The 14336-nt window shown below is 65.9% G+C and carries 11 protein-coding genes and 1 pseudogene; 2 read left to right on the top strand and 10 right to left on the bottom strand.

The genetic code is table 11. From position 1 onward, the window contains the following. Positions 1–26: 26 nt before the first annotated feature. The 7 genes and pseudogenes from ccoM to B2X67_RS17330 all read right to left on the bottom strand — a co-directional run bounded on the left by ccoM (position 27) and on the right by B2X67_RS17330 (position 5779). Positions 27–143 (bottom strand): cytochrome c oxidase subunit CcoM, encoded by a 117-nt coding sequence (gene ccoM, locus B2X67_RS17360; protein ID WP_275937449.1) that lies wholly within the window; start codon positions 141–143, stop codon positions 27–29. Positions 144–323: 180 nt separating this feature from the next. Further along, positions 324–479 (bottom strand): hypothetical protein, encoded by a 156-nt coding sequence (locus B2X67_RS17355; protein WP_090228577.1) that lies wholly within the window; start codon positions 477–479, stop codon positions 324–326. Between the two features lie 231 nt (positions 480–710). Then, positions 711–3131 (bottom strand): TonB-dependent receptor, encoded by a 2421-nt coding sequence (locus B2X67_RS17350; protein WP_286786253.1) that lies wholly within the window; start codon positions 3129–3131, stop codon positions 711–713. A gap of 66 nt (positions 3132–3197) precedes the next feature. Then, a complete protein-coding gene (locus B2X67_RS17345) occupies positions 3198–4163 on the bottom strand; it encodes a FecR domain-containing protein (protein WP_273232935.1) in 966 nt (321 codons plus the stop codon). Further along, positions 4160–4670: pseudogene (locus B2X67_RS17340) on the bottom strand (sigma-70 family RNA polymerase sigma factor). Before B2X67_RS17340 ends, B2X67_RS17345 begins: the two are co-directional and overlap by 4 nt. A gap of 198 nt (positions 4671–4868) precedes the next feature. Beyond that, the gene (locus tag B2X67_RS17335; protein WP_286786252.1) at positions 4869–5474 is read right to left on the bottom strand and encodes an alpha-ketoglutarate-dependent dioxygenase AlkB family protein; all 606 of its coding nucleotides are present in this window, start codon (positions 5472–5474) and stop codon (positions 4869–4871) included. Between the two features lie 5 nt (positions 5475–5479). Continuing rightward, positions 5480–5779: an aspartate-semialdehyde dehydrogenase gene (locus B2X67_RS17330; protein ID WP_273232857.1), complete on the bottom strand. Its 300-nt coding sequence runs from the start codon at positions 5777–5779 to the stop codon at positions 5480–5482. 191 nt (positions 5780–5970) lie between these two features. On the opposite strand from B2X67_RS17330, the gene rapA reads away from it, so the two are divergent. Continuing rightward, complete coding sequence (rapA, locus tag B2X67_RS17325; RefSeq protein ID WP_286786251.1) at positions 5971–8814, top strand: RNA polymerase-associated protein RapA; 2844 nt, start codon at positions 5971–5973, stop codon at positions 8812–8814. 61 nt (positions 8815–8875) lie between these two features. On the opposite strand, the gene B2X67_RS17320 is transcribed toward rapA, so the two are convergent. Further along, the gene (locus B2X67_RS17320; protein ID WP_286786250.1) at positions 8876–10207 is read right to left on the bottom strand and encodes a spinster family MFS transporter; all 1332 of its coding nucleotides are present in this window, start codon (positions 10205–10207) and stop codon (positions 8876–8878) included. Between the two features lie 236 nt (positions 10208–10443). Here B2X67_RS17320 and B2X67_RS17315 point away from each other — a divergent pair, with 236 nt between their 5' ends. Next, a complete protein-coding gene (locus B2X67_RS17315; protein WP_286786249.1) occupies positions 10444–12633 on the top strand; it encodes a putative bifunctional diguanylate cyclase/phosphodiesterase in 2190 nt (729 codons plus the stop codon). Here the strand turns inward: B2X67_RS17315 and B2X67_RS17310 are convergent. Beyond that, positions 12607–13404 (bottom strand): hydroxypyruvate isomerase family protein, encoded by a 798-nt coding sequence (locus B2X67_RS17310; protein WP_286786248.1) that lies wholly within the window; start codon positions 13402–13404, stop codon positions 12607–12609. The two genes, B2X67_RS17315 and B2X67_RS17310, sit on opposite strands and share 27 nt — an antisense overlap. Next, positions 13401–14288 carry an NAD(P)-dependent oxidoreductase gene (locus tag B2X67_RS17305; protein WP_286786247.1) on the bottom strand — a complete coding sequence of 296 codons (888 nt, stop codon included), beginning with the start codon at positions 14286–14288 and terminating at the stop codon, positions 13401–13403. The genes B2X67_RS17310 and B2X67_RS17305 overlap by 4 nt, the downstream gene beginning before the upstream one ends. Between the last annotated feature and the right edge of the window lie 48 nt (positions 14289–14336).

Raw genomic sequence — 14336 nt, 5'->3', positions numbered from 1 at the left:
TGCCTTGCGTGCTCTTTAAAGAAGGATCAGTTTGCTTTTTGCTTCTTCGAATCCTTCCAGATGAAAAGTCCGAAACTGGTGCAGAAAACGACACAGAGTCCGACGATAAGCAGACCTGCGATTACCACTTCATCTAGAAACATGGATGGCCTCCTGCGATGGGGCGTTATGCTTGGATGGGTCCAAGATAGTCACCCTCGACGTGGGCAAAATTGATTTGAATCAAGTGCGGGGAAAGCCAATCCGACAGCTTCCTGGGGGAATGACCTGAGTCAAGCATTGGCGGATTGATGGGCGACCGATGGCCGCGGATGGCGGGGGTTCTAGCGTTTTTTCGGTTTGTTCTTCGGCTTCTTCTTTTTCGCCAGGGGCATCGCCTGCTCGAAGGCCTGACGCATTTCATCCAGGCGCTTGTCGCGCAGATCGTGGATGCGTTTGTCTCGCTCGGCGGCGAAGTCGATCAATTTGTCGTCGCTCATGTTGACCTTCCCCATAGTGCCTATGCCGCCGACGCCTTTTCGGTGCAATTTTCCTGCATTTTTATCGAGCTGTCTGCAATTGACCGCTCAATCGGCCTTACGGGATGCGTGGCGTTACCTCAGCCATGGACATCGGTCGGAGACCACTCGAGATGATCTCCTTTCCGGTCCCCATACGCGGAACGGTATCCGGCGAAGTGCCGGGGCCGGCGCCCAGGCACTTCGCCGGTTCTAGAAGCCGATCGTGGCCGAAAGGATGTAGGTACGCGGTGTGGCGAGCGTCAAACCTGGCTCGCTATCGTCCGAAGCGCCGGCGGAGATCCAGTCCCGCTCGTTCAGCAGGTTTTCGACAGTGCCGCGCAGGGTAATGGTCTTTCCATCGACCTTGAAGGCGTAGCGGGCGCCAACGTCATAGCGCGTCCAAGAGTCGATTTCCTTGGTGTTGGCCTGATCCAGATACTGGGAACTGCTGTAGATGCCACGGGCGGTGAGGGTTAGCCCCTGCAGCGCTGGCACGTCCCACTCGGCACCTAGGTTGGCGTTGTACTTGGGCGTGGCCGGGGCGCGGTTACCATCGTTGGCGCCACCGTTGTTGGTATCTTCCAGGTTGCTGTCGATGTACATCACACCGCCGAGCAGGCGGACGCCACCGACGGGCTCGCCGAACAGGCTCAACTCGATACCGTCGTTCACCCGCTTGCCGCTCGGGCCGAAGGTACCCTTTACACCAGAAGCGGGCGCATCACCTGTCTCATAGGCAGGCTGCTTGATGCGAAATGCTGCAGCGGTAATGGCGAACTTACCCATGTCGTATTTGGCACCGGCCTCAAGCTGGCGGCTGATGAAAGGGGGGAATATGTCGTCTTCGTTGCTGGCGGTCGAGGGAGCTATCTTGCCCTGGCTCAGCCCTTCCATGTAGTTGGCGTAAAGCGACAACTGATCGATAGCCTTGAACAGCACGCCAACCGACGGCGAGAGTTTTTCCTCGTCGTAGGAGGTTTCGCCCTTGATGCCATTCTCCCAGTCGTCGACCTTCACCCGCTGCCAGCGCGCGCCGAGCGTCAGGAGCATCCGATCCTCGAAGAAGCCCAGGGTGTCGGACAGGGCGACGCCGCTGAAGCGGTTCTCGGTGTAGACCTTCGCGTCGTTCCGGGTCCGCACGGTCGGCTCGGGCGTAGTGACCGGGTCGTAAAGATTGCCCGGGCGGTTGGCGTAACGCCCGCCACCGTTCTCGAAGTCCATCGAGAAATAGTCGGCAGCCAGATTCACCTCATGGCTCACGGCGCCGGTCCGGAACCATTTGCGCACACCGGCGTTGACCGTGCGTACGTCTTCGTCGCGGGTGAAGTCGCGCGGCTGGATGCTGAAGTCGCCTGCGGCATTGGTGATCGATACGTTGTGGCGCAGGAAGTCGTGGTTGCTCTTACGTGCCCCGACCGCGCCGTAAACCATCAGCGAGTCGTCGATGTCGTACTGACCCCGTATCGCACCGAAGGTGTCGCGGGTCCGGGCTTTGGTCCAGGCCTGGGCATAGTTGTGGCGAACATCATCCGCCCTGGGCACGGGCGCATCGGCGCCTACCAGCACGCGCTCCTGGGGCGCATCGGTGTCGCGCTCGGTATGGCCTACATCCATCGACAGGCGCAGGCGCTCGTCGCGGAAGTCCAGGCCGAGCACGGCCATCTCGCGGTCGACCTTCTGGTGATCCCACTCGGTATCGCCGGACTGCTTGACGCCGTTGAAGCGGATGCCGAAGCGGTTGTCATCGCCAAAGCGGCGGCCTACGTCCAGCGCGCCGCCCACCTGGCTGTCGGAGACATAGGTGCCGGTAAATTCGGTGATGGGCTTGTCGGTGGCGCGCTTGGGAACGATGTTGATGCCGCCGCCGACGCTACCGCGCGGCGATATGCCGTTGATCAGTTGAGTCGGGCCGCGAATGATGTCGACCCGGTCGGCCATCTCCATGTCGATGGAGTACGTCGGCATGATGCCGTAGAGGCCGCCGTAGGACACATCGCTGTTGAACAGGCTGAAGCCACGGATGGTGAATTGTTCGAAACGACCGCCCGCCGGATTGGTGGAGCGTACCGCCGGATCGCTGGCGGTCAGATCGGCCAGGGTGCGTGCCTGCTGATTCTTGACCGCCTCCGAGGTGTAAGTGGTCATGCTGAACGGCGTATCCATGAAGTCGCGCGAACCCAGCAAACCCTGCGAGCCGAGCCGGGCGACCTGGCCGCCGGCATAGGCCTGGCCGTCCGCCGAGCCGCTGGCAGCGATGATCGAGGCGGGCGCCAGTTGCAGGGCTCCGCCTTCCGCGACCGGCGCGAGGGTGTAGGCCTGCTCGCCGACGGGCACCAGTCGCAGGCCGGTGCCCAGCAGCAAGTGGGCGAAGCCCTCCTCGACGCCATACTGCCCGGAAAGACCGGCCGTGGTACGTCCACTGACCAGCGCCGGGTCGACCGACAGGCTGACACCTGCCTGCCCGGCAAAACGCGTCAGTGCGGAACCCAGGCTACCGGAAGGGACCTCGTAACTACGCAGCGGCGGCGTGTCTGCCCAACTGCTCGGGATGGATGGCGGGAGGGAACTCAGGGCCAGCAACAAGGCGAGATGCGACAGCGGGCTTTTACGAAAAGGCGGTGCAGCGGACATGGCAAGTCTCTCGTACTTTATTCACTTACCGGGAATGACCGGCGAGCTGAAAAAAAGGGACGGGCTTTACGCACTGTTCTTCTGCGTGAAGGCTTTGCGAGACCGCAGCGTGACCCAGTAACGGCTACGCATCTGCACCTCGACCGGCAGGCTGGCCGCCAGCAACGAAAGGATCTGGTCGGTGTCGTCGAGACGGAATGTGCCGGTGACACGAAGGCTTTCGAGCTCCGGCTCCCAGCGCAACAGGCCGGCGCGATAACGGCTCAGTTCGCGCAGGAAGTCACCCAGGTCCTGGTCCTGCGCCGTCAGTACGCCCTCGCGCCAACCGGGCGCGGAAACGTCGAAGACGCCGACCGGCCCTGCCCCGTTCAACGCCAGTCGGACCTGCTGACCTGCATGCAAATCCATCGACACGCCCCGCAACGGCTGCAACTGAACCGAGCCGCTGAGCACTGACACCTGGCAGTCGTTGGAATTGAGCCGTACACAGACCGCGCTCCGACCCACGAGGATGCGCCCATATGGCGCCTCGATAGCCAGTGCCGCGTTACCCGGCACGCTCAGCGCAATTTCGCCACGCAGCAGCGTCACGACGCCATTGCCCGGGTCCAGGTTCACGGCACTGTCGGTGTTGAGTTGCAACAGGCTACCTGCGGCCAGCGGTAACTTACGGCGCTCGCCCGTGGAGGTGTGGAGGTCGGAGCGCCAGACATCCAGCGGCAATTGCCGGCTCAGCAACCAGGCTGCAGGAACCACCGCGGCAATGCCCAAGGCTCGCTTGAGCAGCGCGCGACGGCCCTGATCCGGTCGGTCCAGAGTGGACATCGCCAGCCCCGACGGCAGGCCGCAGAAGCGCTCGCGCAGTTGGCGGGCCTTCTGCCAGGCGCGCTCGTGGGTAGTGGAACTCTCGCGCCAGCGCTGCAACTCCGGGTGATCGTCCTCGCGGCTGCCCGCCGACTCCAGCAGCGCCAACCACTGAGCCGCCTGGCGTATTACCTCGCGATCCTCGTTCGAGGGCACTCGGCGCGTCACCATTCCACCAGCAGGCAATGCTCGTAGGCCTGGGCCATGTAGCGTTTGACGGTGCGCTCCGAAACCTCCAGGCGTTCGGCAATATCGCGGTAGCCAAGGCCGTCGAGCTGACTCAATAGAAAGGCGCGGCGCACCTGGGCCTGCAGCCCGTCGAAGCAGCTCATCGAGCGCGTGCAACGTTTCCAGCAGCAGCCAGCGTTGTTCCGCAGACGGCGCGCTGTCTTCAGGCATTTGCGCCAGGGCTTCGAGATAGGCGTGTTCCAGGCTGCGTCGCGCGTAGAAGTTGCTCAGCAGGCGCTTGCCCACGGTTAGCAGATAAGCCCTGGGCTCGCGCATGTCGGCGATTTTCTGGGAGCTGGCGAGCACCCGCAGAAAGGTATCCTGGCTGAGGTCCGCCGCATCCCACGCGTTGCCCATTCGCCGGCGCAGCCAGCTTTCCAGCCAGCCATGGTGGTCGCGGTACAAGGCATCAAGGGACCGCTCCGTCGACGTCACTGCTTCAGTCATCTCAAGGAACCCGGGCGACGGATATCAAATGAGACTGATTCTAATTAGTGAATCGGACGAAAACCAAGCGCTTTTCGAAAGGTGCCGCACACCCGTTGCGAACCGCCCCGCCCGGCGAAACCCATCGAATGGCCTCGCGGGTCGCTCCCACTCATGCCGGCTCCGCAGAAAACGTCTGCGCCGTACTGCGCATCCAGGCTAACGATGCTGGGTTTGCAAGTAACGGAAGGTGAGGTTGAGGCGGGGCGCGCAGGCCTTGCGCGTCTTCGCCACCTGGTGCTGCCAATGATGCTGCGTCGTACCGCCCATCACCAGTAGCGAACCGTGGCCGAGGGTCAGCGAATGTTCGATGCGGCTCTGCCCCTTGCGGCGCAGGTCGAAGCGTCTCGCGCCGCCCAGGTTCAGCGAGGCGATCACGGGATTGCGCCCCAGGTAGCTCTCGTCATCGGCGTGCCAGCCCATGGAGTCCTGGCCATCGCGGTAGTGGTTGATCAGCACGCCATTGAACGCCTGCCCCGCGGCGTCTTCGACGCGCCGGCGAATCTGCGCGAGCAACGGTGTCCAGCTCGACGCGCGATGGGTCAGCCCGGAATAGCTGAGGTGAATGCCGGGATCGGCATACCAGGCGACCAGGCGCGGAACCGGCAGGCGCCGGCCATGCACCTGCACGATCGGTTGTTCCCAGGGCGTATCGCACATCAGCGCCTGCAGCCAGGCATCGGCGGTTTCGGCGTCCAGCCAGTCCGGCTGGTAGCGCAGATCGGCGTCGGCCAGTTGCAGCGGGATGTCGGCGAACAGGTCCACGTCACTCAGACCTCGACATCCACCCACAGCCCCTGGCGCGGCAGGGCTTCCACCGCCTCGGCATCGGCTTCGTCGACATTGCCCTCCGCCAGCTCGGCGGCGCTGTAGGCACGGCGGCGCTGACGCCGACGCTGCTCCTCGCGCAGCAGCTCTTCGGTCTCCTGCGGGTGGCGCCTGTCCAGCGCCACCGCATCCTCGGCAGAGGTCTGCTGCACCGGCGCGACGGCGGGAACCACGGGACGTTGCACGACCGGGTCCGGCTGGGTGGCGACCGGCAACATGGTTGGGGTTATCGGCGATAGCATCTTCAATCCCTCCTTGCGATGTCTGTCGGCGCGCGGCCGGCTACCTTTAGCCAGGCGGCTGTCCTTTCGTCGTTGCAACGCGTTTGCAGCACCTTGGACTGTGCCTGAATCGGCAAGTGCCGTCGCCCTGCGCCGGTCCTTCCGTTAAGATAACCGGCTTTTTCGAAGCGATTTCTCAGACGGAGAGCGGCATGGCGCAGCAGTATCAACCGGGGCAACGCTGGATCAGCGACAGCGAAGCAGAGCTGGGACTCGGCACGGTCATCTCCCAGGACGGTCGCCTGCTCACCGTGGTCTACCCGGGCACCGGCGACACCCGCCAGTATGCCCTGCGCAGCGCGCCGCTCACGCGCGTGCGCTTCGCCCCCGGCGACGAGATCACCCACTTCGAAGGCTGGAAGCTGACCGTGCGCGAAGTCGAGACCGTCGATGGCCTGCTGGTCTATCACGGGCTCGACGAGCAGAACCAGGCGCAGACGCTGCCGGAAACCCAGCTGTCCAACTTCATCCAGTTCCGCCTGGCCAGCGACCGCCTGTTCGCCGGGCAGATCGACCCGCTGAACTGGTTCGCCCTGCGTTACCACACCCTCGAACACCAGAGCCGCGTGCTGCAATCCTCGCTGTGGGGCCTGGGCGGCGCGCGTGCGCAACCCATCGCTCACCAGTTGCACATCGCCCGTGAAGTCGCCGACCGCATCGCCCCGCGCGTCCTGCTGGCCGACGAAGTGGGCCTGGGCAAGACCATCGAGGCCGGCCTGGTGATCCATCGCCAGTTGCTTAGCGGGCGCGCCAATCGCGTGCTGATCCTGGTTCCGGAAAACCTCCAGCACCAGTGGCTGGTGGAAATGCGCCGGCGCTTCAACCTGCAGGTGGCGCTGTTCGACGGCGAACGTTTCGCCGAGAGCGATGCCAGCAATCCGTTCGAGGACACCCAGCTCGCCCTGGTTTCCCTGGAATGGCTGGTGCGCAGCGAGAAGGCCCAGGACGCCGCGTTCGCCGCCGGCTGGGACCTGATGGTGGTCGACGAGGCGCACCATCTGGTCTGGCATCCGGAGAAGGCCAGCCCCGAGTACGCGCTGGTCGAACAGCTGGCCGAAGTGATTCCCGGCGTGCTGCTGCTCACCGCGACACCGGAGCAGCTTGGCCAGGACAGCCATTTCGCGCGCCTGCGCCTGCTCGACCCGAACCGTTTCCACGACCTGGAAGCGTTCCGCGCCGAGAGCGCCAACTACCGGCCGATCGCCGAGGCGGTGCAGGAGCTGCTGGAGAACGGCCGTCTTTCGCCGGCCGCGCAGGCCACCATCGGCGGCTTCCTCGGCGCCGAGGGTGAAGCACTGATCGCCGCCATCAGCGACGGCGACATCGACGCCAGCGGCCGCCTGGTCCGCGAACTGCTCGACCGCCACGGCACCGGCCGCGTACTGTTCCGCAACACCCGCGCCGCGGTCCAGGGCTTTCCCGAGCGCCAGCTGCACCCGTATCCGCTGCCCAATCCGGACCTGTACATGGAGCTGCCGCTCGGCGAACAGGCCGAGCTGTATCCGGAACTCAGCTACCAGGCGCAGCCGGACGCCGGCGAAGAGCGCTGGTGGCGCTTCGACCCGCGCGTCGAGTGGCTGATCGACACGCTGAAGATGCTGAAGAAGTTCAAGGTGCTGGTGATCTGCGCCCACGCCGAAACGGCGCTCGACCTGGAGGACGCCCTGCGCGTGCGCTCCGGCATTCCGGCCACGGTGTTCCACGAAGGCATGAACATCCTCGAACGCGACCGCGCCGCCGCCTATTTCGCCGACGAGGAATTCGGCGCGCATGTGCTGATCTGCTCGGAAATCGGCAGCGAGGGCCGCAACTTCCAGTTCAGCCATCACCTGGTGCTGTTCGACCTGCCGGCGCACCCGGACCTGCTCGAGCAGCGCATCGGCCGCCTCGACCGGATCGGCCAGAAGCACGTCATCCAGCTGCACGTGCCCTATCTGGAAAACAGCGCCCAGGAGCGCCTGTTCCAGTGGTACCACCAGGCGCTGAACGCCTTCCTCGCCACCTGTCCTACCGGCAATGCCCTGCAGCACCAGTTCGGCCCGCGCCTGCTGCCGCTGCTCGAAGGCGGCGACGATGGCGAATGGCAGGCGCTGGTGGACGACGCGCGCGCCGAGCGCGAGCGCCTCGAAGGCGAACTGCATTCCGGCCGCGACCGCCTGCTGGAACTGAACTCCGGCGGTGCCGGCGAAGGTGTCGCGCTGGTCGAGGCGATCGAGGAGCAGGACGACCAGTACAGCCTGCCGATCTACATGGAAGAGCTGTTCGACGCATTCGGCATCGACAGCGAGGACCACTCCGAGAACGCCCTCGTGCTGCGCCCCAGCGAGAAGATGCTGGACGCCAGCTTCCCGCTCGGCGACGACGAGGCGGTCACCGTGACCTACGACCGCAACCAGGCGCTGGCCCGCGAGGACATGCAGTTCCTCACCTGGGAACACCCCATGGTGCAGGGCGGCATGGACCTGGTGCTGGCCGGTTCGATGGGCAACACCGCGGTGGCGCTGATCAAGAACAAGGCGCTGAAACCCGGCACCGTGCTGCTCGAGCTGCTGTTCGTCAGCGAAGTGGTGGCGCCCCGTGCGCTGCAGCTCGGGCGCTTCCTGCCGCCGGTGGCGCTGCGCTGCCTGCTCGACGGCAATGGCAATGACCTGGCCTCCAAGGTCGCCTTCGAGACCCTCAACGATCAGCTCGAAAGCGTGCCACGGGCCAGCGCCAACAAGTTCATCCAGGCCCAGCGCGACGTGCTCGGCCCGCAGATCAACGCCGCCGAGGCGAAGGTCAGCCCGCGCCACGTCGAACGCGTCGAACAGGCCAAGCACCGCCTGATGGCCGAACTGGACGAGGAGCTGGCGCGCATGGTGGCGCTGCAGGCGGTCAACCCGAGCGTGCGCGACAGCGAGATCGATGCGCTGCGCCACCAGCGCGAGGAAGGCCTGGCCTGCCTCGACAAGGCCGCGCTGCGCCTGGAGGCGATCCGCGTGCTGGTCGCCGGCTGAGGCGCCAGCCCCCGGAAACGAAAAAGGCCCGCAGATGCGGGCCTTTTTTTCGTCGTGCCGATCAGGCCGCCGGGGCGGCGGCCACCAGCCCAGCCTGCATCGCACGCGAGTCGCGGGCGAAGCTGCGCATCGCCTGGAGCAGGCAGAGCATGGTGACGAACAGCGCCGAGGGGATCAGGTACATGGCGTTGTGCAGACCGACCGCTTTGAACGCCTCGCTCATCTGGCTGGCGCCGGCGGCGTGCATCGCGGCCTGGGCGAAGTAGTCGGAGAGGACGCCGACGACCAATGGGCCGAGGCCGCCGCCGAGCAGGTACAGGCCGGCGAAGAACAGCGCCATCGCGGTAGCGCGCAGGCGCGGCTCGATGACGTCCTGGATCGCCGTGTAGACGCAGGTGTAGAAGTTGTAGGAGAACAGCCAGCCGATGCTGTAGACGGTGATGAACAGGCCGATCTCTATACGCCCGGAGAACAGCGCGAAACCGGTGGCCACCGCCGCCACCAGCATGCTCACCGCGGCGAACATCAAGCGCCCGCGCTCGGATTTCTGGTGGAACCGGTCCGCCACCCAGCCACCCAGCGTCAGGCCGATCAGGCCAGTCACGCCGACGATCACCCCGGTCGCCACTGCCGCCTGCTGCAACGGCAGCAGGAAGTAGCGCATCAGCATCGGCACCATGAACGAGTTGCAGGCGTAGGTGGCGAAGTTGAACGCCAGGCCGGCCAGCGTCAGCCACCAGAAGGTGCGGATCACCAGCACCTTGCGCAGCGGTTTCTCCACCGGCGCGGCATCCACCTTGACCGTCTCCGCCGCGCCGCGTGCCGGCTCCTTGATCAGGAACATGAACGCCGCCAGCAGCAGGCCAGGCACGGCGGCGATGAAGAACGGCGCGCGCCAGCTGTCGAACGCCTCGACCATTGCACCAATGGTGAAGAACGCCAGCAGCAGCCCCAGCGGCAGGCCGAGCATGAAGATGCCCATGGCGCGGGCACGCCTGTGCGCGGGGAACAGGTCGCCGATCAGCGAGTTGGCGGCCGGCGCGTAGCTGGCCTCGCCGATGCCGATGCCCATGCGGATCAGCAGGAAGCTCCAGAAATTCCAGGCCAGGCCGTTGATCGCGGTAAGACCGCTCCAGGCCGCCAGGCCCCAGCCCATGATCTTGCGCCGCGCGCCGGTGTCGGCCATGCGCCCCAGCGGCACGCCGGCGATGGCATAGACGAGGGTGAAGGCGGTGCCGATCAGGCCCAGCTGGAGGTCACTGAGGCCCCACTCGTGGCGGATCGGCTCGATGATGATCGCCGGGATGGTGCGATCGAAGAAGTTGAACAGGTTGGCGAGGAACAGCAGGAACAGGATGCGCCAGGCATTCGCCGCTTGCGTGGAGGGCTGCATGGGTCGGTCTCTCTTGTTGTTATAACTTCCCTGGTCATACCGCGGCCCAGGCGCCTGACTGCAATCTAAGACGGCAGGCCCCGGGTGTCTGCGACCATTCGCGGGTGTTATGTCAGCAAATGCGACAGCCTTGCAGTTGCTGCGATATAACGACGATTCTCTGGCGTCGTTTATTTGAACAAAGAAACCGCCACACGCTCTAAGGGCAAGCGTCCCCGCCTGGAGTCCCGATCAACATGGAATCGCCCGGTCTTGCAGCCCTGTTCAACCTGCCCAGGGACGGAATGGTCGCGCTGCACTGCATGCACAACGGCTGGCTGGTGATGCTCGCCTTCATCGTCGCCACGGCAGCGGGATTCACCACCCTGGGCATCACCGAACGCATGGTGCATGCGCGGCGGCGGCGCGGGCGCCTGACCTGGGGCGTACTGGGCGCGCTGTGCATGGCCGGCGGCATCTGGTCGCTGCATTTTCTCTGCATGCTGGCCTTCCGCGCGCCGATTCCGATCCACTACACGCTGCCGGCGACCCTCGCTTCGCTGATCATCGCGCTGATCACCGCGGCGCTGACGATGTTCACCCTGAACAAACCGGCATTGCCGATGCGGCGTTACGTGGTGTCGGCGGTCTGCATCGGCCTGGGCATCTCCGCCATGCACTACAGCGGGATGCTGTCGATCGTCTCCCCGGCCAGCCAGCATTACGACCCGCGCCTCTTCGTCCTTTCGCTGATACTGGCCGTCGCCGCCAGCCTGGTGATCCTGTTGCTGGCCATGCACTTCCGCCGGCGCACCACGTCCCGCCAGCGCCTGCTCAAGCTCGGCGCCAGCGCGCTGGTGGCGCTGGCGATCCTTTCCATGCACTTCACCGGGATGCACGCGATGACGCTGGCGGTGCCGGAAGGCACGCCGCTCCAGTTGCAGCCGGCGAACGACACCCTGCAACTCGGCCTCAGCATCGGCCTGATCACACTGATGATCATCGTCATCAGCCTCGGTGCGGCCTGGACCAATCGCAAGCTGCAAAGCAAGGAGCGCGACCTGCGCCGGGTCAACGCGCTGCTGCGCAAGCTCGACCATGCCCAGGCGTCGCTGAAGAAGGCGGCGCACCACGACGCGCTGACCAACCTGCTCAACCGTCGCGGCTTCAACGCGCTGTTCGCCGAGAAGCTCGAGGAACACTCCGAACAACGCCGCGACATGGCGGTGATGTTCCTCGACATCGACCACTTCAAGCGGATCAACGACAGCCTCGGGCACGACGCCGGCGACGAGCTGCTGCAGGTGATCGCCCAGCGCATCCGCAGCGCGGTGCGCGAGGGCGACGCCATCGCCCGCTTCGGCGGCGACGAGTTCTGCATCCTCGCCAGCCTCGAGCAGCAGGACGACGCGCGCCTGCTGGCGCAACGGGTGATGCAGACCATGAAGGAGCCGATCGCCCTCGCCGGGCGCAGCATGGTGATGACCACCAGCATCGGCATCAGCCTGTTCCCGCAGGACGGCGACGCCTGCGACGAGCTGCTCAAGCACGCGGACATGGCGCTCTATCAATCCAAGGGCAGCGGGCGCAACCACTTCACCTTCTTCAGCGAACGGCTGCGCAGCAAGGCGTCGTTCGAGCTGGAACTGGAGGAGGACCTGCGCAAGGCGCTGGCGCGCGACGAGGGGCTGCAGCTGTTCTACCAGCCGATCATCGACCTGCGCAGCGGCCGCACCACCAAGCTCGAAGCCCTGGTGCGCTGGCAGCATCCGCAGCACGGCATGCTCTCGCCGGACCGCTTCATCGGCATCGCCGAGGCCAACGGTTTCATCACCGAACTGGATGGCTGGGTGCTGCGCCGCGCCTGCCACGACGTCGCCCGTTTGCAGGCGCGCGGTCATCCGCCGCTGATCGTCACGGTGAACTGCTCGGCGCTGAACCTCGCCCACGAACAGCTCCCCGACGAGGTCGACCAGGCCTTGCGCCAGTCCGGATTGCAGCCGCAGATGCTGGAACTGGAGGTGACCGAAAACGCGCTGATGAGCAACATCAACCGGGCGATCTCGCTGCTCCAGGAGATCCGCCAGCTCGGCGTGTCCCTGGCGATCGACGACTTCGGCACCGGCTATTCGTCGCTCGCCTACCTCAAGCGCCTGCCGATCAACACGGTGAAGATCGACCGCTCGTTCATCCAGGACCTGGCGGCGACCGAAGAGGACCGGCAGATCATCCAGGCGATCCTGGCGATGGCCCACGCGCTGCGCCTGCAGGTGGTCGCCGAGGGCGTCGAGACGCAGGAGCAGGTGAGCTTCCTGCGCGACCAGGGCTGCGATTTCATGCAGGGCTTCCTGTTCTGCCGGCCGCTGCCGATGGCGCAACTGGAGAGCTTCCTCGCCGAACGGCCGGAGTTGCCGCTGCCGTTATCCGGGCAGATCAGCCTGGTCTGAGCGCCAGCTCGGCAGCCAACCGAGGGAATCCACGGTTGCCCCGCCCGGCCGGTATTCCGCCGCCAGCCAGCCGCGGTAGCCGCTGCGACGCAGCGCCTGCAACGCCGAAGCGAAATCCAGCGTGCCGCTGCCGGGCTCATGGCGACCGGGGCAGTCGGCGAACTGTACATGGCCGATACGCTCGCCGAGCGCCTCGATCCCGGCGGCCGGGTCGAGGCCCTGGCGCGCCATGTGATAGAGATCGAACTGCGCGCGGAAGTTCTCGTGCGCCACTGCCTCGAGCAGCGTCTGCAGGTGCTCCGGGGTGTTGATCAGAAAGCCGGGCATGTCCAGCGGATTGATCGCTTCGGCGAGCACACCGATGCCCAGTTCGGCGAACGCCTCGGCGGTGCGGCGCAGGTTCGCCGTCAGCGTCTGCAACGCCAGCTCGCGGGGAACGCCCTCGGCCAGGCGCCCGGCCAGCACGTTCACCCAGCGCGGGCGCAGCACCCGGGCGTAATCCAGCGCCAGGCGCAGGGCCTCGTCGAACTCTGCCTGGCGCTGCGGCATGGCGGCCAGCCCCGGGCCGCCCTGCATCAGATCGCCTGCCGGCAGATTGAACAGCAGCAGCGGCAAGCCGACAGCGTCGAGGGCATCCTTGAAATCCTGGGCCGACACCTCGTAGGGAAACTGCACCTCGACGCCGTCGAAACCCGCCGCGGCGGCGGCCTCGATGCGCTCCAGCAGCGGCAATTCGGTGAACAGCAGGGACAGGTTCGCGGCGATCTTCATGCCTCCAACTCCCGGTAGTGCTCGATCAGGGTGGCCAGATCGCGACCCAGGTAACCGTGGCCGCCGTGCAGGCGCATCAGTTGCGCGCCGAGGCCGCTCATGGGCGTCGCCGAGCCCTGCTCGCGGGACAGTTTCACCGCCGTGTCGAGGTCCTTGAGCAAGGTGCGCACGTGCCAGCGGATCGGCTCGAAGCGCCGTTCGGCCATCTGCGGAGCGAGAATCTGCAGCGGTTTCGAGTCGGCGAAACCGCCGGCCAGCGCGGGCGCCAGCAGCGCGGCATCGACGCCCGAGCGCTCGGCCAGGGCCACCACCTCGGCGATCACCAGGGCGTTGCAGGCGACGATCATCTGGTTGCAGACCTTGGTCACCTGCCCGGCGCCGACGTCGCCCATATGGGTCAGGCGCTGGCCGAGGTGCGCCAGGATCGGCCGCAGCCGCTCGATGTCCGCCGCCTCGCCGCCGGCCATGATCGTCAGGCTGCCGGCCTCGGCGCCCAGGGTGCCGCCGGAAACCGGCGCATCGACCCAGCGCATGCCGGTGCGCGAGGCCAGTTCGGCGGCCATCTGCCGGGTCTCGGCCGGATCGAGGCTGGAAAAATCCACCAGCAGTTGGCCGGGCCGCGCGCCCTCGACGATACCGCCGGCGCCGAACACCACCTCGCGCACCGCCGCGGTATCGCTCAGGCAGAGCATCACGACGTCGCTACCGGCGCAGAGCGCAGCGGGGCCATCGACGACCATCGCGCCGGCCGCGGCCAGGGCTTCGGTCTTGTCCGGGCTGCGGTTCCATACCCGCAGCGGATAGCCGGCCGCCAGCAGGCGGCGACTCATGGGCTGGCCCATCAGGCCTGTGCCGGCGAAGGCGAGCTTCGGCAACGCGCTCATCCAAAGGTGCTCCTGCAAGCGTCGGACGTCAGCCCGGCCCGGGCTGGC

Source organism: Pseudomonas sp. UBA3153 (assembly GCF_002364635.1).
Lineage (GTDB): Bacteria > Pseudomonadota > Gammaproteobacteria > Pseudomonadales > Pseudomonadaceae > Pseudomonas_O > Pseudomonas_O kuykendallii.
The sequence above is the reverse complement of the archived record's forward strand: the minus strand, read 5'-3'. Positions and strand labels throughout refer to the sequence as shown.

Excerpts from the sequence above, each read along its gene's own strand:
- B2X67_RS17330 (WP_273232857.1), bottom strand. The coding sequence starts at position 5,779 with ATGCTATCGCCGATAACCCCAACCATGTTGCCGGTCGCCACCCAGCCG.
- rapA (WP_286786251.1), top strand. The coding sequence starts at position 5,971 with ATGGCGCAGCAGTATCAACCGGGGCAACGCTGGATCAGCGACAGCGAA.
- B2X67_RS17315 (WP_286786249.1), top strand. The coding sequence starts at position 10,444 with ATGGAATCGCCCGGTCTTGCAGCCCTGTTCAACCTGCCCAGGGACGGA.
- B2X67_RS17310 (WP_286786248.1), bottom strand. The coding sequence starts at position 13,404 with ATGAAGATCGCCGCGAACCTGTCCCTGCTGTTCACCGAATTGCCGCTG.
- B2X67_RS17320 (WP_286786250.1), bottom strand. The coding sequence starts at position 10,207 with ATGCAGCCCTCCACGCAAGCGGCGAATGCCTGGCGCATCCTGTTCCTG.
- ccoM (WP_275937449.1), bottom strand. The coding sequence starts at position 143 with ATGTTTCTAGATGAAGTGGTAATCGCAGGTCTGCTTATCGTCGGACTC.
- B2X67_RS17305 (WP_286786247.1), bottom strand. The coding sequence starts at position 14,288 with ATGAGCGCGTTGCCGAAGCTCGCCTTCGCCGGCACAGGCCTGATGGGC.
- B2X67_RS17350 (WP_286786253.1), bottom strand. The coding sequence starts at position 3,131 with ATGTCCGCTGCACCGCCTTTTCGTAAAAGCCCGCTGTCGCATCTCGCC.
- B2X67_RS17355 (WP_090228577.1), bottom strand. The coding sequence starts at position 479 with ATGAGCGACGACAAATTGATCGACTTCGCCGCCGAGCGAGACAAACGC.